The organism is Rhizorhabdus sp., assembly GCF_018006725.1.
GTDB lineage: Bacteria > Pseudomonadota > Alphaproteobacteria > Sphingomonadales > Sphingomonadaceae > Rhizorhabdus.
On sequence record NZ_JAGMXV010000035.1, the window covers coordinates 1 to 16,295 of the forward strand.

The following is a 16,295-nucleotide window of genomic DNA, read 5'->3' on the forward strand; positions in this document are numbered from 1 at the left end:
ATATGTGCATAAGAGACAGGGATAGGCGAGAGCAGCGGTCAGCCCTGCGCGACGAGCGCCGGATCGATCCGGTAGACCTCCATCGCAGTGTCCTTGAACAGCCGGGCGCGTTCGTCGGCGAAAAAGCCGCTGCTCAGCCTTTTGAAGACGTTCCAGATCACCGTGTAGGACGCGTTGTGCGAGTCGACCGGCACGTTGCTCTCGAACATGCAGCGGGCGGGGCCGAACAGGTCGATGCCGGTCAGGATATAGTCGCGCTGCGCTTCCGCGAGCTGGGCGGAGCCGAGCGGTGCGTCCAGCCCCGCTGCGTCGACACCGGCCATGCCCATGTTGAGCCCGCCGACCTTGACCGACACGTTCGGGCAGGTGGCCAAGGTGGCCATGTCGGCCTTCCACGCCGCGAAGGAGGCCTTGGGATCGGCAGCGAAGCGGCCGATCGTCAGCGGCCCGCCGAGATGGTTGAGGATGATGCGCGCGTCCGGAAAAATACGGGCGAGGGTGATCAGCTCGGGAAGCTGCGGCTGCAGCAGCCAGGCCTCGAAGCTCAGGTCCCGCTTCACCAGTTCGGCGACGCCGGCGCGGAAATCGTCGCGCAGCATCAGTCCCGCGCCATTGTGATGGCTGTGGGGTACGTCGGGATCATAGGCGACCATGTGGCGAATACCGCGGAAACGGGGGGTCGCGGCGGCATGGGCGTCGAGCACCTCGACGACGGCGGCGCCCAACCGCAGATCCGCGCTGGGGACGATCGCGGCGCAGATGCCGGCCTCCGTCCCGCCACGGGCGAGCGCGGCCTCGGCAATCCGCGCGGCATAGTCGGTCTCGCCGACCACGCGCAGCGCCTCGGGCCCGTCGCTTCGATAACTGGTGTGGGAATCGACGAACACCGTGCCGACGATGCGGTGGCCCGATTGAGTTTTGTCCACCAGCAGATCGCGGTCGTCATAGGGATCGAAGGGCGGAAAAGGCTTGTCTTCCCAGACATGGTGGTGCGCGTCGACGATCGCGATATCGGGTTCCAATGCAGTCTCGACGACCTGGTCGCGCCATGCTTTCCGGGACATGCTCTCACCCTCTCTAAACTTGATTGCATACATGTTGTCTGAGTGCAGGCAATTTGATACGGCAAACTGGAAGGATAAATCCAGATTGTCCACATTTTTGGGAGAGGAGGTCGCCATGACCAAGACGTTGCTGCTGCTGCCGGGCGATGGTATCGGGCCCGAGGTGACCGAGCAGAGTCGGCGCATCGCCCAAGCGATCGCCGATGGCGGCGCGATCGACCTGCGGATCGACAGCGGCGATTTCGGCGGCATGGCGTTCGACAGGCACGGCACCCCCTTGCCCGACGATGTGCTGGTCCGGGCGTTGGCCGCTGACGCCGTGCTGATGGGCGCGGTGGGCGGTCCGCAATGGAAGGGTTGCGGCTATGACGTTCGGCCCGAGGCGGGGCTGCTGCGGCTGCGTGCGGGCATGAACGCCTATGCCAATCTACGCCCGGCCTATTGCTTCGCACCGCTGGCCAGCGCGTCGACCCTGAAAAGCGAGCATGTCGCCGGGCTAGACGTGCTGTTCGTGCGCGAACTGACCGGCGGCGTCTATTTCGGCGCGCCGCGTGGCATCGAGGCGCTCGACGATGGCCAGCGGCGCGGGATCAACACCCATGTCTACACCAGCGCCGAGATCCGCAGGGTCGCCGAGATTGCCTTCCAGATCGCCCGCACCCGCCGCAATCAGGTTTGCTCGGTCGAAAAGGGCAATGTAATGGAAGCCGGGCTGCTGTGGCGGGAGGAGGTGAGCGCGCTCCACGCCGAGAAATATGCCGACGTCGAGCTGAGCCACATGCTCGCTGACAATTGCGCGATGCAGCTGGTCAAGAATCCGCGCCAGTTCGACGTCATCCTGACCGACAATCTGTTCGGCGATATATTGTCGGACACGGCCGCCATGCTGACCGGATCAATCGGGATGCTGCCATCGGCGGCGATCGGCGATCCTGGCGCGCCGGGGCTGTACGAGCCGATCCACGGATCGGCGCCTGACATCGCCGGGCGTGGCGTCGCCAACCCCTGCGCCAGCATATTGAGCCTGGCGATGGCGTTCCGGCACAGCCTGGGCGCGCCCGCCATCGCCGACCGGATCGACGCGGCGGTCGCGAGCGCGCTCGATGCCGGCGTGCGGACGGCCGACCTGGGCGGTGACGCCACCACGGCGGGGATGGGCGACGCGGTGCTCGCCGCGCTCGCGCTGCCCGTGGCCGACCGGGTGGAGGCCTGACCATGGCCGGGCCCCGCACCCTGTATGAGAAGATATGGGACGACCATGTCGTCGATCGCCGCGACGACGGCACCTGTCTGCTCTACATCGACCGGCACATCATCCACGAGGTGACGAGCGCGCAGGCGTTCGACGGGCTGCGCGCGGCGGGGCGCACGGTCCGCCGGCCCGACCTGACCCTGGCGGTGCCCGACCATAATCTGCCGACGACGGCGCGGGTCGATGCCGACGGCGCCCGGCTGCCGATCGAGGACCCCGAATCCGCCGCCCAGCTCGCCGCGCTGGAGCGCAACGCCCCGGCCTTCGGCATCCGCTATATCGACGCGGTCGCCCCCGAGCAGGGCATCGTCCATGTCGTGGGGCCGGAACAGGGCTTCTCGCTGCCCGGTACGACCCTGGTGTGCGGCGACAGCCACACATCGGCGCATGGCGGGCTCGGCGCGCTTGCCTTCGGCATCGGCACGTCCGAGGTCGAGCATGTGCTGGCGACCCAGACCTTGCAGCTCAAGCCGTCGCGGACGATGGAGGTGCGGATCGACGGGAGCCTGAGCTTTGGCGTCACGCCCAAGGACATCGTGCTGGCGCTGATCGGCCGGATCGGTGCCGGAGCCGGAACCGGACACGTCATCGAATACACCGGCGAGGCGGCGCGGGCGATGTCGATCGAGGGGCGGCTGACCGTCGCCAACATGTCGATCGAAGCCGGCGCGCGGGCAGGGCTGTTCGCGCCCGACGAGAAGACCTTCGCCTATGTGAAGGGCCGGCCGCTGGCGCCGCGCGGGGCCGACTGGGACGAGGCGGTGACCCAGTGGCGCACGCTGTCGAGCGATCCGGGTGCGGCCTATGACAAGCGGGTGGCGATCGCCGCCGATGCCATTGCGCCGACGGTGAGCTGGGGCACGAGCCTCGACGATGTCGGGGCGATCACCGGGACCGTCCCCGATCCCGACAGTTTCGATGAAAGCGCGCGGCGCGACACGGCGCGCAAGGCGCTCGCCTATATGGGGCTGGCGCCGGGGATGCGGCTGCAGGACATCGCGGTCGAGCATATCTTCATCGGTAGCTGCACCAACAGCCGGATCGAGGATCTGCGCGGGGCCGCGGCGGTGCTGGAGGGCCGCCGGCTGGCGCCGGGCATCAAGCGCGCGCTAGTCGTGCCCGGATCGGGTCTGGTCAAGCGACAGGCCGAACATGAGGGGCTCGACCGCATCTTCATCGAGGCGGGCTTCGAATGGCGCGAGCCGGGCTGTTCGATGTGCCTGGCGATGAACCCCGACAAGGTGCCGGCCGGCGAGCGCTGCGCATCGACCAGCAACCGCAACTTTATGGGGCGGCAGGGCCTCGGATCGCGCACCCATCTGATGTCCCCGGCGATGGCGGCGGCGGCGGCCGTCACCGGGCGCCTCACCGACGTCCGCGACCTGATGGGAGGGCAATGATGCAGCCGGTCGACCAGGTCCACGGGCGGGCCTATCCGCTGGGTCGCGACAATATCGACACCGACATCATCCTGCCGGGCCGCTTCCTCAAGACGATCGCTCGGGCCGGGCTGGGCGGCGTGGCGTTCGAGGTGATCAAGGCCGAGGCTGGCAACATCCTCGACGATCCGGCCTATGCCGGCGCTCCGATCCTGATCGCGGGCGAGAATTTCGGCTGCGGATCTAGCCGCGAACATGCGGTGTGGGCGATGATGGACATGGGGATAAGAGCGGTCGTCGCCCGCAGCTTCTCCGACATCTTCTCGGGCAATGCGTTCAAGAACGGGCTGCTGACCGTCGCCCTCGATCCCGACGCTGTCGACCGGGTGCTGGCGGCGGCGCACACGGGGGCGATCGACATCCGGTTGGGCGACCAGCGGTTGATCCTGCCCGATGGCACGGCCCATGGTTTCGCGATCGATCCCTTCCGCAAACATTGTCTGCTGAACGGCCTCGACGAGATCGGTCTGAGCCTCGATCTCGAAGAAGATATCGCGGCGTTCGAGCGACAAATGGCGGAAAAGCGCAAATGGTTGTCGGTGCCGGCATGAAAGGACGGCCCAAGACTCCGCAACCGCGTGAAAAAGGGTGGCGCGCCGCACGGCGTTCGGCCAATATCCTGTGATGTCAAAGGCCATAACCGTGGAACAGACCGGCCTTGTCCGTCAGCAGATTGTCGTCGACCGCCTGCGTGAGCTGATAATGAGCGGCGAACTTGCAGGTGGTGACCGGCTGCTCGAGATCGCGCTCAGCGAGAAGCTCCAAGTATCGCGCACACCGATCCGCGAGGCGCTGATCATCCTGTCCGAAGACGGGCTGGTCGAATATCGGCCCAATCGCGGCTATGTCGTGCGGACCTTCACTCTCGACTATATCATGGATGCCTACATCATCCGCGAGACGCTCGAGGGTGTCGCTTGCCGGTTGGCCGCGGAAAAGGGCATCAGCGAGGAAAGCTACCGCAAGATGGAGGCGGTGCTCGGCCAGGCAGACCACATACTGAACGAGGTCGGTCTGAAGGATGAAGCGCGCGCGCCGCTGCGCGAGATCAACGACCAGTTCCATCGTTTCATCGTAGAAGCGGCCGACAATGCCGTGCTCGGCCAGGCGTTGAGTAGCGCGACCAACATTCCCTATTCGTCGAGCCGGGTGGCGCACTGGTACAGCCAGGACGATCCTGAGGGACTCTTCCAGCTGCGCGCACTTCACGCGCAGCATCACGCGATCCTAGCGGCGATCCGCGCGGGCGAGGGATATCGCGCCGAAACACTGATGCGCGGCCATATTGCCGGCTCAGCCGAGGGTATCCGCCGCCGCCTGGAGCGGCGCGAGGCCGAGACCGACGCCGCATCGGCGGCCAACGGCTGAGCTTTTCTCAATCAGGATTGGGTAGCCGTTGGGAGCGGCGGATGGTCGCATCCGTCGACCTCAATTGTTTCAGTCTAGGCATTCAGCCCGGCTCTTTCAACTCATGCGATAGTCGGTCGGGTTCGGCTCATAGAGCATGTCATGGATGTCGGCGACGGGCCAAGGCGAGTTGACCACCGAGCGGCCACTGTCGGTGAGGTAGTAAAAGCCCTTGCCATAACTTTCCCACAGTAGCTTCTTGTTCTGCGCGTCGAGCCGGGCGTTGAAGTCGCGGAAGGCGTCCTGCGTCACCTCGATCGATCGGGAGCCGCTTTCGACTACCTGCACGATCGCCTTCAGCGCATAGCGGGTCCACATCTCAGCCATGCTGTAGAAGGAGCCCGCGCGGCCCTGTGCGCTCGGCCCGAAAAACATGAAGAAGTTGGGGAACCCGGGCATATCGATGCCGAGATGCGCGCGTGGCCCGTCCTGGCCCCAGAGATCGTCGAGCGTGGTGCCATCGCGCCCGACATAATGCGCTGGCCAGAGATAGCGGGTGGTGGCGAAGCCAGCCGCGCAGACGATGACGTCGCAGGGGTAGACGGTGCCGTCCTTCGTGACGATCGCATCCTTGCGGACATGATCGATTGGATCGGTGACGAGGTCGACGTTGGGCATCAGCAGCGCGTCGTACCAGCCATTGTCCACGGTGGGGCGCCGCGCCATCGGCGGATAGTCGGGGATCATCTTCTCGATCAGATCCGGCCTTTCCTTCAGCCGCTCGCGGATGAAGCCCACGGCATTATCGCGCAGCTGATCATTGCGCTGGTTGATGATGCCACCCTTGGCCTGCCATTCCGGATCGAACTCCTGCAGCTTCTCCAGCTGGGCGTTCAGGAAGTGCATGCCATAGCTGTACCAGTGCCAGTAGAGCGGCACATGGTCGAACAGCCATTGCATATCGGCCGGCACCGCGTCGCGATAGCCCTCCATCGGCAGGACATAGTTGGCGGTGCGCTGGAACACGGTCACATGATCGGCGTGGCGCGCGATATAGGGCATTACTTGCGCGCCGCTGGCCCCGGTGCCGATCTGCGCGACCCGCCTGCCTTCCAGTGGGCCGACGTCCTGCCAGTCGGTGGTGTGGCGCATCAGCCCTTCGAATCCCTCGATGCCGGGGATGTCAGGCAGCTTGGGGGTGCTGAACAGGCCGCTCGCGCTGATGATGAAGCGGGCCTTGATCCGGCGGGCCTCCTGTCCGCGCGTGCGGATCTCGACCGACCACATCGCCTCGTCCTCGAGCCACTGGGCGGAGACGAGATCGGTGTTGAGCAGAAGCTTGTCGCGCACGCCATATTTGTCGGCGCAATGGTTCAGATAGGCGCGCGTCTCCGGACCCGAGGCGAAGAACTCGCTCCACGGATAGCGCTTCTCGAACTTGTACTGGTAGATCATGCTCGTCGAATCGACGCGGGCTTCGGGATAGTTGTTGAGGTTCCAGGTGCCGCCGACATCGTCCTGCCGCTCGATCACCTGATAGGGGATGTCGAGCTGTTCGAGGTGGATCGCGGCGCAAAGCCCGCTGACCCCGGCCCCGACCACCAGCACCGGATAATCGGCCAGGATCTCGGCGGACGGCTTGGTCGTCCAGTGAACGCCGCGCGGAAAGGGATCGAAGGCGGCTTCCTCGGCGCCGAAGCGAAAATCGGAGTCGGAAAGCGGGCCATGGCCGAACAGCTCCATCGTCTCGCGGATATGGGCGCGGTCGAGGCGTCCGGCGTCGACCGGCTCGCCCCAATGGGCCATCAGCCAGTCGAAGGCGCGGTCGCGCACCTCCTGGTGAAAGCTCTCGGGCAGGGTGTAGGTGAACAGCGCGCCGGCCCACAGCGCGGTTTCCTGAGCGGTCATCGCCGCGAGCGACGGATCGCCGCTGAGATGGTAGAGGGTCAGGCGAAGGATGTTCGGATCGGCGAGCGCCAGCGCGGCGCGCAGGCGATCCGGATCGGGGCGTGCGGCTATGTCGTCGGCGACAGCGGACGGACGGGCGGCATTCATCGACATCCTCCTTGTTGGGCCGTGCGATTCTCTTCTATCGATCCCGAAGCGGCCCTTTGTTTGAAATGTATGCAAGTCAATCCGACGAGGCAAGGATTTTTCCCGTCACCGCGCCTCGAAAGTCTGATTTTGCCCGAAATCACTGGTCGGAACCGGGTCTTGCTTTTGAGTTGCATACATAATGGCTGCGTGATAGCCCTCGGAAAGACAAGGAGATGGCAGAGGGATCGTGGCGCCCGTCCGATCCCGATCGATGCCCGCGGCATCGCCATCGATGGGAAAGAGGATGAAGGCGATGGATGCCACCCTGTCGAGCAGCGCTCCCGTGCTGGATATCGACCAGTTCACGATCGAGAATATCCTCGATCCCTATCCGCTGCACGCGGTGATCCGCGATCATGCGCCGGTATCCTATGTCAAGAGATATGCAACCTATGTGACCGGCCGCTATGAAGAGGTGAAGGCAGTCCTCAACGATTGGGAGACCTTTACCTCGACCTATGGCGCCGGGCTGGCCGACATCCGCAAGCCCGACAACTGGCGGCAACCGGGCCCGGTGGTCGAATCCGATCCGCCCAACCATACCGGCATCCGCAAGGTCCTGACCAACATCATCTCGCCGCGCGTGATCCGCGGCTGGCAGGAGGATTTCGCGACCTATGCCGCGACCCAGACCGACCGGGTGGTCGAGATGGGCGAGATCAACGGCGCCAAGGACATCGCCGAGGATTTCGTGATGACGGTGTTCCCGGCGTCGTTGGGGCTGCAGTCGCACCCACACAATATGGTGATCGTCGGCGACTTCAACTTCAACGCGCTGGGGCCCCGCAACGCGCTGTTCGAGGAATCGAACCGCAAGCTTGCCGGGATCATGGACTGGTATGAGGAGACGCAGGGCCGCGAGCTGATCCAGCCGGGCAGTTTCAGCGACCAGGTCTATGCCGCCGAGGATGCCGGGCTGGTCGAGAAGGGCGTCGCCAAGGGCATGGTCCGCACCATGTTGCGCGGTGGCATGGACACGACGATCAGCGGCATCGGCAGCTCGTTGCTGCTGATGGCGCGCCATCCCGAGATCTGGGCGAGCCTCCGCGAGAACCGCGCGCGGCTGAAGATGGTGTTCGAGGAGGCCATCCGCCTGGAGGCGCCAATCCAGTCCTATTTCCGGACCACGACCCGCACCACCGAGCTGGGCGGTATCGCGCTGGAGCCCGAGACCAAGATCCAGATCTTCATCGGCGCGGCCAACCGCGATCCGCGCAAGTGGGACGATCCCGACCGCTATGACATCAACCGCACGATGGCCGGGCATCTGGCCTTCGGCGCGGGCATCCATGTCTGCATCGGCCAGCTGATCGCGCGCATGGAGGCCGAGGCGGTGCTCGGCGCGCTGCTCGACCGGGTCGAGCGGATCGAGCTGACCGGCGCGCCGGTCTACCGCCCGCTCAACACCCTGCGCACCCTGGAAGAGCTGCCGCTGCGCCTCGTTCCGGCCTGACGACGACAAGAGACGAGGGGAGGGTGCGATGCCGGACACGGTAGCCACGGTCGTGACCGAGTGGGTCAATGTCAGCTATGCCGAACCGACGCCGATGCGTGAGGTCTATGGCTATGCGGGCACGCAGGGGACGATCAACGTCGAGGGGATCCGGATGCTGCCGGGCAACCGCCCGTCGAAGACCCTGCTGATCTTCATGCATCCGGCATCGACCCTGCAATTGCTGCCCGTGCCGCGCGCGATGGCGGCGGCGGGGCTGCATGTGCTGTGCGCCGGCAGCCGCTATGCGCGCAACGACACGCCGCTGATCATGGAGAAGCTGCTGCTCGACTATGGCGCCTATGTCGGCCATGCGCGCGAGATCTGGGGCTATGAGAAGATCATCGTCTGTGGCTGGTCGGGCGGCGGATCGCTGAGCGCCTTCTATCAGGCGCAGGCCGAGCGGCGGACGGTGACGCAGACCGCCGCGGGCGATCCGATCGACCTGGGCGAGCTGATTCCCGGAGACGCCTTCATCTGGCAGGCGGCGCACCTGTCGCGGGCCGACGTCCTCGCCGACTTCATCGACCCGTCGGTGCTCGACGAAAATGACCCGACGATCCGCGATCCCGAGCTCGACCTTTATGATCCGCGCAACCCGCACCAGCCGCCCTATGACCAGGCCTATCTCGACCGCTTCCGCGCGGCGCAGCTCGCCCGGGTCCGGCGGCGCACCGCGCTGGTCAAGGAACTGCTCCACGATATCCGCAGCGGTCGCACGGGCGAGAATGAGCGCGGGCTGCTTACCCATCGCACGCTGGCCGATCCCCGCTGGCTAGATCCGACGATCGATCCCAATGACCGCCGGCCGGGCTGGTGTTTCCTCGGCGAGCCCAAGGCGTCGAACAGTTCGCCGGCCGGTGTCGCTCGCTTCTCGACCCTGCGAGCCTGGTTGTCGCAATGGTCGATCGACGACAGCCAGGCGCGCGCGCTCGACAACGCGCCGTCGATCACGGTGCCGCTGCTGGCGATCGAGAACAGCGCCGACGACGCGGTGCCGCAGCCGCATACGAAGCTGTTCCTCGATGCGGCGGGCAGCGCCGACAAGCGGATGGAGACGATCGTCGGCGCCGACCATTATTATGCCGGCCAGCCCGAGAAACTCGATCAGGCAGTGGGGATCATCATCGCCTGGCTGCGCGAGCGGAGGCTGCTGGAGGACTGAAGATCCCGCCCGTCATCCCGCCTGTGGGCGGGGGAGGTAGGGCGCGCGGTCGAGCCGTTCCCAGCTGCCGCGATCGCCGAAGCGCGTGCCGTCGCCGAGCAGGGCGTCCGCCAGCGTGGCGGGCATCGCGGCCTGTCGGATCGCATCATAGCTGGCCGCGCGGGCCGCTTCGTCGGCCCAGCTCAGGAAGACCGCCGCCATCGGCAGGGCGCCGAACAGCAGGTTGCTCGCACTGACGGCGCAGGCGCCAGCATCGCGGAAGCGCTGGAAAATCTCGCCCTTGCACATCGCCATGAAGGCGGCGCCGAAACCGATGCGCGGCTGGACGAGCCAGAGCGCCTCGCACCCGCCATCGGCCGCGAAGCCCGGGACATGGCCGGGCCAGGTCGCGATCATCGTCAGGGTGGTGCGGGTGACGATCTCGGGCGTGCCCTCGGCCTGCCGAGCCGCTGCGAACAGCGGGGCGAAGCTGGTCCAGGTAGCCAGGCGTTGTTCGAAGCTCGGCCAGTCGACCATCCAGGTCAGGGTCGAGGTCTCGTCGCGATTTTCCCAGATCGCGCGCGGGGTGGGGATGCCATGCTCGCGGAACATCGGGAACAGCATGTCGTGCATCCGGACATGCATCGCGTCCATGTGGCCGGGCTCGATCGAATAGCGGCGCAATTCGGTCAGCATGGCGTCCTCAGGCCGCGGCGCGGTCGCTCACCCGCTGCCGGGCGATGGCGGGGAGATGGGCGCCCTCCTGGTGTAGCATGTCGGCGCGCTGATAGGTGATTCGCCAGCCCTGCTCGGTGCGGGCCAGCCGGTGATGATAGGTACCGTGGACGAGCCACACTTCCCCGTCGAGTGTGTGGATCGCGCGAACCTGCGCGCGCGATACCGCCTCGTCGCCGGTCACCTTGATCTCGAAATTGGTCGTCTGATGCTGGCGCTTGTCGAAGCCGGGAAGGAAGGCGGCGAGGTTCCTGCGGTGGTCCTCGACCGGGATGTTGGCGCTGTCCGGGCCGGAGACCGCGCTATAGTCGATGACCGCACCGGGCATGTAGAGCGCGAGCGCCGCCTCAGGTTCGTCGAGGTCGGAGTGTAGGGTCACCGCACAGATGACGTCCTGGATCTCGATCCGGTCCTGCAGCGCGCGCAGGGGGCTGGTCAGATTGTCATCGCTCACGAGTCACCTCTCCATGCGGCCATAACCGGCCGATTATTACGGAAATTAATTGCATACAGCTATTGCTGGGTCAATCGCCAGCCGCACCACGGATCGTCGCGGAAAGCGGTCAGTGAAAGCGTAATACGCGGAAAATCGGAATATTTGCGTGAGGCTGCACCTGCGAAAATTACGATGACGAGAAAGAATGATCATATTGTGTGCAATGTGTGAAGTGTGTAACCTCCCTGCCAACGACAAGAAGCCGGCCGCCGCACATGGCGCATGTTGAGGGGCCGGCTCTGATATGGAAGGGTGCCGTGGGTCTCGAAAATGTCACTCCCGCGCTGGCCGCGACGAAGGCCGGGCTGAGCTATCAGCTCGGCTTCGCGAACGAGTTCGCGACCGAAGCGCTGCCCGGAGCCTTGCCGGAAGGGCAGAACAGTCCGCAGCGCCCGGCCTATGGCCTGGTCAGCGAGCTGGTGTCGGGCACGGCCTTCTCCGCCCCGCGCGCGCTCAACCGGCGCAGCTATCTGTTCCGCATCCGCCCGTCGACGATCGCGGGCGCATTCCAGGCGCGCGAGCATCCGAACTTCCTGACCCCGCCACTGACGCCCGATCCCTATCCCGGCGCACTCCGCTGGGGGCCGGCGAGCCTGGCGTCGGCATCAGGCGACTTCTTCGACGGCCTGTTCACTTTCTGCGCCAACGGCTCGCCGCGCGCGCAGCAGGGCATGGCCTTCCATCTCTACCGAGCCGGCCGCTCGATGGAGCAGCGGGTCTTCTCCAATGCCGACGCGGAAATGCTGATCCTGCCCCAGGAGGGAGCGATTTGCCTCGTCACCGAAGCCGGCATCATCGATCTAGCGCCGGGCGAGGTCGGGATCGTTCCCCGGGGCATGAAGCTTCGGGTCGACCTGCCGGGCGGGCCCGCGCGGGGCTTCGTCTGCGAGAATTTCGGTTTGCCCTTCGTCCTGCCTGATCTGGGGCTGATCGGCTCGCACGGCTTGGCCAATGCGGTCGACTTCCAGGTGCCGGTGGCGGCCTATGAGGAAAGCGATAGCCCGGTCGAGCTGATCCACAAGCTCTGCGGCACCTTCTGGACCGCCGAGCTCGATCATTCGCCGTTCGACGTCGTGGCGTGGCGTGGCAACTGGGCGCCGGTCAAATATGACATGATGCGCTTCATGGTGATGGGGACGGTCGGCGTCGATCATCCCGATCCGTCAATCTATTGCGCGCTGACGTCGCCGTCGCACCAGGTGACCGGAGGCAATGTCGACTTCATGATCATACCGCCGCGCTGGCTGGTGGCGGAGCACACGTTCCGGCCGCCCGGCTATCACCGCAATTCGTTGGCCGAGATACTGGGCCTGATCGAGGGATCGAACGAATCCCGCGCGGGCGGCTTTCCCCCGGGATCGATCAGCCTGCACAATCCGTGGACCGCGCATGGCCCCGACGTCGACACGCTCGAAGGGGCGCGGGTGGCGCCGCTAGCGCCGCAGAAGATCGAGGAGGCCCTGATCTTCATGCTCGAAACCCGCTATCCGCTGGACGTCGCGGCGCAGGCGATGGATGCGGACTTTCGCATCGCGAATTGCGAAAAGGCGTGGGGCGGCTTCACCAAGCGCTTCCCGGACAAAGCGTAAACCGCAGGCAGAGAAGCGGGGATTGAAGATATGACGGATATTGCCCTGATCGTGGGCGGCGGCAGCGGGATCGGTGCAGCCAGTGCGCAGGTGCTGGCGGCGGACGGCTGCCGGGTCGCGGTCGCCGATCTGCGCGAGGCGGCGGCGCGTGAGGTGGCCGATGGCCTGCCCGGCGGCGCCGGCCGCGGCTATGCCGTCGACGCTTCGGACGAGGCGAGCCTGATCGCGCTGTTCGATGCGGTCGAGCGCGACATGGGCGACATCCGCGTCCTCGTCGTGGCGGCGGGCACCCCCGGCTATATCGACGGGGTGCGGCCGACCATCCGAACCATGCCGGTAGACGCCTGGGATCAGGTGATGGCGCTCAACGCGCGCGGGCCCATGATCTGCATCCGCGAGATGCTCAAGCGCCGCGAGGCCCGCCGGGTCGCCGATGCCCGCATCGTGCTGATCGGATCGATGGCGGCGCAGGTGCTGGCGATCAACAGCCCGGCCTCCTATGTCGCGTCGAAGGGCGCGATGATGGCGCTGACCCGGGTCGCGGCGGGCGAAGCGGCGCCGCTCGGCGTCAGCGTCAATGTCGTGGCGCCGGGCGCGGTCGATACGCCGATGTTGCGGGGCGTGATGCCCAAGGAGCGCGACGAAGCCTATTTCGGCGCGACCATCGCCGGCCGCGCGGGTTCCGCCGAGGAGATTGCTGCCGCGGTCGCCTTCCTCGCATCGACCAAGGCCTCCTATATCAACGGGGCATGCATCGATGTGAATGGCGGGCTCCTGATGCGCTGACCGGCGATGACGATCCACATCCTGACCAGCGATCTGGTGCGGGCGGAAGAGCTTGGCACCTATATTGGCCAGGACTGGTCGGGCGCGCCGAATATCCGCGCCGGCTGGTCGGTCGCCTTCGGGCCGGTGACGCGGGTCATGTTTCTCCAGGAGCAGGACGCGCTCGAACCACCCGCGCCGCCCGCGGTCCCGCCGGCCTTCACGATCGAGCGGCGCGAGCGGCAATGGTTGCGGGCGTGCAGCCCCCATCGGCCGCCGTCGCCCGACATCGGCGTGATCGAACTGCGCACCTACAGCGCACGCATGGGGCAAGGGGAACGCTTCCTTGACCTGATGCTGGGCATGTTGCCGGTGCGGCAGCGCTACTCGCCCAATTTCGGGGTGTGGTTGTCGCTGTCGGGGCGATCGGAGCAGGTGCTGCACATGTGGGGCTATCGCAGCCTCGACGAGCGGACGGCCGTCCGCTCGCAATTGAAGGAGGATCGGGAATGGGGCGGCTATACCGCCACCATCCTGCCGATGCTCGAGGATCTCCAATCGGTGATCCTGACGCCGCTGCCGAACTGCTGATCGGCCAGGCGGCTTTTTACGAAACGGTGTGACGCCATGATGGAGAGGAAGCGACATGGGTAGGTTGACGGGAAAGATCGCGATCGTCACCGGCGGCGGATCGGGCATCGGCCGGGAAATCTGCCGCCAGTTCGTTGATGAGGGCTGCGCCGCGCTCGCCATCTTCGACATCGACGAGGCCGGCGCGCAGGAGACGATCGCGCAGATCGATAATGGCCAGGCAAAGATCGTCGCCTACAAGGTCGACGTGGGCGACCTCGCCACGGTCGATGCCGCCGTCACCGCCTTTCACGCCGCGGCGGGCGACAGCCCCGACATCCTGGTCAACAATGTTGGCTGGGATCAGGCCTATTGGTTCCTGGAGAGCCAGCCTGACTTCTGGGACAAGCTGATCCACGTCAATTTCAAGGGCGTGCTCAACACCTGCTGGACCGTGCTGAAGCTGATGGTGGCCGCCAAGCGCGGAGGGCGGATCATCAATGTGGCGTCGGACGCGGGCCGGCTGGGCGCCGCGCATGAGGCGGTCTATTCGGGCTGTAAGGGCGGAGTCATCACCTTTACCAAGGCGCTGGCCCGCGAGCATTCGCGCGACAATATCCTGTGCAACGTCGTCAGCCCCGGCGCGACCCGCACCGCCGGCTACGACAATGTCAAATATAGCCGCCCCGACCCGGAGCGCTTCGATGAGAAGAACGAGCGCCAGATCCCGTTGCGCCGTATCGGCGAGCCGGGCGAGGTCGCCGCGATGATCACCTTCCTCGCCAGTGACGATGCTTCTTACGTCCAGGGGCAGATCATCAGCGTGTCGGGCGGCCTGACAATGGTCGGGTGATTATATCCAATAGCGTTCGCGTGTTTTGAGCGAGACGCTTAGCTACTATGTTTGGCAGAAACTGAGTAGCCCCTAGTTTTCTAGACGCCTTCTGTTTTCAAAATCTGCTGCCGTTCGAATTCGGTCGGTGACTGAATCCCGAAAGCGGCTGTCCGTCCAAGCTGCTCGATGGAACTGCTTCGCGCCCCAATCTCGGTCATTCCGAGTGGATGCAGTCGATCCTAAAAGCTGCCTTTCGTTAACGCGGCAGCGAATGACCGAGAGTGGGACTTTCATGCCGATCCCATATCACCTGTCGAACGGCAGGCCTCGCCAAGACCCGACGCCGGGTGCTTCTTGACCAGCACCGAATGCGACCGGAAGTGGGCCGGTGGCTGACTGGCAGCTTTGGGGAAACGATCTAGGGTAAGCTGCCGCTTGTGGCGCCGACGTGAGCAGGCGCTTCCAATCTTTTATGCTTGGAGGCGCCACGACGAGCTGGGCGTACCGCCCCGTCGCTCGGTGGGGCGGCTGGGGCCCGCTCGGTGGATGCGGCGCCCGTCGCGACGACAGGCAAAGAGCAAATGGCGGTCGATCTCTCGCTTTAACGCGATCCTGACCGAGATTGGTCGTTCGGTGTGGTGAGCGCTCAGCTGCGGCGGCCGTCCTCAATCTTGTTGTGCATGATGCGCAGGAAGGCCTTAATCCTGAGCATGCCGAGGAAGTCGAGCATCAGAGGCAGCGCGGCCTGTAGCATGGCGGCGGCGCGCTCTTCATCGATCCGGCCTTCACTGCCTTTCAGGAACACCTCGACCTCCTTTGAGGCGACGAGCTCAGCAGCCTCCAGATAGAAGGTGACGTTTTCAGGCGGGAAGCCGATCTCCTCGACGAAACCGGCCTCGCGAATCCGCCCCCAGATCTCGACCAGTCGCGCATCGGTGAGGCTCAGCCGCTCCCCGCCATTGCCGTCGGTCAGTTCCAGCATACCCATGCCGGCAAAGGCTTTGGCATCACGACGGGCCATCGGATAGCGTTTGACCAGCGCATCGACCGTCACCGAGGGCGTCTGATCGACCCCAAAGCGGATCGCAAGCAACTCTTCGAGATGTTGGTAGGTCTCGGCCCCGCCGCGCTGTTCGAGGCCATTACCATGCATCGCCGCCTTGATCTGATCGAGCTTCAGGCGGCTGCCGTGCTGTAATTCACGCACCACCGCGATCGCGCGAACATGACGCTCGTCATATTCCGCAGCGTTACGGGCGGGGCGCTCGGGTTCGGGGATCAGCCCCTTGCGCAGCAAAATCCGGATCACTTCACGGTCGACGCCGGTACGCTCCTCCAGTTCGGCCATCTTCATGGCTGCAGCCTAATGCCACCCAGGCCGACGATGCAATGGTCCTTTATCAACGCGAATGTTGATTCTATGATTGCGATAGTTAGACAGTGCGTGTAACCAACACGCACAGGCCGAAG

At 65.3% G+C, this 16,295-nt stretch carries 15 protein-coding genes; 10 read left to right on the forward strand and 5 right to left on the reverse strand.

The genetic code is table 11. The features are described from left to right. Positions 1-38 precede the first annotated feature (38 nt). On the reverse strand, positions 39-1,064 hold the full coding sequence (locus tag KAY22_RS07530; protein ID WP_296621805.1) for an amidohydrolase family protein: 1,026 nt from the start codon (positions 1,062-1,064) through the stop codon (positions 39-41). A gap of 115 nt (positions 1,065-1,179) precedes the next feature. Between KAY22_RS07530 and leuB the strand changes: the two genes are divergently transcribed. From leuB to KAY22_RS07550, 4 genes are all read left to right on the forward strand, one after another. Beyond that, the gene (gene leuB / locus KAY22_RS07535; RefSeq protein ID WP_296621808.1) at positions 1,180-2,277 is read left to right on the forward strand and encodes a 3-isopropylmalate dehydrogenase; all 1,098 of its coding nucleotides are present in this window, start codon (positions 1,180-1,182) and stop codon (positions 2,275-2,277) included. Between the two features lie 2 nt (positions 2,278-2,279). After that, complete coding sequence (gene leuC / locus KAY22_RS07540; RefSeq protein WP_296621810.1) at positions 2,280-3,716, forward strand: 3-isopropylmalate dehydratase large subunit; 1,437 nt, start codon at positions 2,280-2,282, stop codon at positions 3,714-3,716. Beyond that, positions 3,716-4,306 carry a 3-isopropylmalate dehydratase small subunit gene (leuD, locus tag KAY22_RS07545; protein ID WP_296621862.1) on the forward strand — a complete coding sequence of 197 codons (591 nt, stop codon included), beginning with the start codon at positions 3,716-3,718 and terminating at the stop codon, positions 4,304-4,306. Before leuC ends, leuD begins: the two co-directional genes overlap by 1 nt. A gap of 91 nt (positions 4,307-4,397) precedes the next feature. Further along, positions 4,398-5,123, forward strand: a complete 726-nt coding sequence (locus KAY22_RS07550; RefSeq protein ID WP_296621812.1) for a GntR family transcriptional regulator — start codon at positions 4,398-4,400, stop codon at positions 5,121-5,123. Positions 5,124-5,219: 96 nt separating this feature from the next. Here KAY22_RS07550 and KAY22_RS07555 read toward each other — a convergent pair whose 3' ends face one another. Continuing rightward, positions 5,220-7,157 (reverse strand): NAD(P)/FAD-dependent oxidoreductase, encoded by a 1,938-nt coding sequence (locus KAY22_RS07555; protein WP_296621814.1) that lies wholly within the window; start codon positions 7,155-7,157, stop codon positions 5,220-5,222. 286 nt (positions 7,158-7,443) lie between these two features. On the opposite strand from KAY22_RS07555, the gene KAY22_RS07560 reads away from it, so the two are divergent. Then, positions 7,444-8,652 carry a cytochrome P450 gene (locus KAY22_RS07560; protein ID WP_296621816.1) on the forward strand — a complete coding sequence of 403 codons (1,209 nt, stop codon included), beginning with the start codon at positions 7,444-7,446 and terminating at the stop codon, positions 8,650-8,652. Positions 8,653-8,680: 28 nt separating this feature from the next. Continuing rightward, positions 8,681-9,856 carry an alpha/beta hydrolase gene (locus KAY22_RS07565; protein ID WP_296621818.1) on the forward strand — a complete coding sequence of 392 codons (1,176 nt, stop codon included), beginning with the start codon at positions 8,681-8,683 and terminating at the stop codon, positions 9,854-9,856. A 12-nt stretch (positions 9,857-9,868) separates the two neighbouring features. On the opposite strand, the gene KAY22_RS07570 is transcribed toward KAY22_RS07565, so the two are convergent. Both KAY22_RS07570 and KAY22_RS07575 read right to left on the reverse strand, forming a co-directional pair. After that, positions 9,869-10,531, reverse strand: a complete 663-nt coding sequence (locus KAY22_RS07570; protein WP_296621821.1) for a hypothetical protein — start codon at positions 10,529-10,531, stop codon at positions 9,869-9,871. A gap of 7 nt (positions 10,532-10,538) precedes the next feature. Continuing rightward, a complete protein-coding gene (locus KAY22_RS07575; RefSeq protein WP_296621824.1) occupies positions 10,539-11,024 on the reverse strand; it encodes a nuclear transport factor 2 family protein in 486 nt (161 codons plus the stop codon). 299 nt (positions 11,025-11,323) lie between these two features. Here KAY22_RS07575 and KAY22_RS07580 point away from each other — a divergent pair, with 299 nt between their 5' ends. Genes KAY22_RS07580 through KAY22_RS07595 form a run of 4 tightly spaced genes read left to right on the forward strand, consistent with a single transcriptional unit; the run spans position 11,324 to position 14,843 of the window. Further along, the gene (locus KAY22_RS07580) at positions 11,324-12,655 is read left to right on the forward strand and encodes a homogentisate 1,2-dioxygenase (RefSeq protein WP_296621827.1); all 1,332 of its coding nucleotides are present in this window, start codon (positions 11,324-11,326) and stop codon (positions 12,653-12,655) included. Positions 12,656-12,685: 30 nt separating this feature from the next. Beyond that, positions 12,686-13,441 (forward strand): SDR family oxidoreductase, encoded by a 756-nt coding sequence (locus tag KAY22_RS07585; protein ID WP_296621829.1) that lies wholly within the window; start codon positions 12,686-12,688, stop codon positions 13,439-13,441. Positions 13,442-13,447: 6 nt separating this feature from the next. Further along, on the forward strand, positions 13,448-14,011 hold the full coding sequence (locus tag KAY22_RS07590) for an NIPSNAP family protein (protein WP_296621831.1): 564 nt from the start codon (positions 13,448-13,450) through the stop codon (positions 14,009-14,011). A 55-nt stretch (positions 14,012-14,066) separates the two neighbouring features. After that, positions 14,067-14,843 (forward strand): SDR family NAD(P)-dependent oxidoreductase, encoded by a 777-nt coding sequence (locus KAY22_RS07595; RefSeq protein WP_296621834.1) that lies wholly within the window; start codon positions 14,067-14,069, stop codon positions 14,841-14,843. Positions 14,844-15,471: 628 nt separating this feature from the next. Here the strand turns inward: KAY22_RS07595 and KAY22_RS07600 are convergent. Beyond that, complete coding sequence (locus tag KAY22_RS07600; protein WP_296621837.1) at positions 15,472-16,173, reverse strand: MerR family transcriptional regulator; 702 nt, start codon at positions 16,171-16,173, stop codon at positions 15,472-15,474. Positions 16,174-16,295: the final 122 nt, after the last annotated feature.

Bases quoted from the DNA above. Each gene is read 5' to 3' on its own strand.
- KAY22_RS07560 (WP_296621816.1), top strand. From the start codon at position 7,444: ATGAAGGCGATGGATGCCACCCTGTCGAGCAGCGCTCCCGTGCTGGAT.
- leuC (WP_296621810.1), top strand. From the start codon at position 2,280: ATGGCCGGGCCCCGCACCCTGTATGAGAAGATATGGGACGACCATGTC.
- KAY22_RS07570 (WP_296621821.1), bottom strand. From the start codon at position 10,531: ATGCTGACCGAATTGCGCCGCTATTCGATCGAGCCCGGCCACATGGAC.
- KAY22_RS07565 (WP_296621818.1), top strand. From the start codon at position 8,681: ATGCCGGACACGGTAGCCACGGTCGTGACCGAGTGGGTCAATGTCAGC.
- leuD (WP_296621862.1), top strand. From the start codon at position 3,716: ATGCAGCCGGTCGACCAGGTCCACGGGCGGGCCTATCCGCTGGGTCGC.
- KAY22_RS07590 (WP_296621831.1), top strand. From the start codon at position 13,448: ATGACGATCCACATCCTGACCAGCGATCTGGTGCGGGCGGAAGAGCTT.
- KAY22_RS07600 (WP_296621837.1), bottom strand. From the start codon at position 16,173: ATGGCCGAACTGGAGGAGCGTACCGGCGTCGACCGTGAAGTGATCCGG.
- KAY22_RS07530 (WP_296621805.1), bottom strand. From the start codon at position 1,064: ATGTCCCGGAAAGCATGGCGCGACCAGGTCGTCGAGACTGCATTGGAA.
- KAY22_RS07595 (WP_296621834.1), top strand. From the start codon at position 14,067: ATGGGTAGGTTGACGGGAAAGATCGCGATCGTCACCGGCGGCGGATCG.
- KAY22_RS07585 (WP_296621829.1), top strand. From the start codon at position 12,686: ATGACGGATATTGCCCTGATCGTGGGCGGCGGCAGCGGGATCGGTGCA.
- KAY22_RS07555 (WP_296621814.1), bottom strand. From the start codon at position 7,157: ATGAATGCCGCCCGTCCGTCCGCTGTCGCCGACGACATAGCCGCACGC.
- leuB (WP_296621808.1), top strand. From the start codon at position 1,180: ATGACCAAGACGTTGCTGCTGCTGCCGGGCGATGGTATCGGGCCCGAG.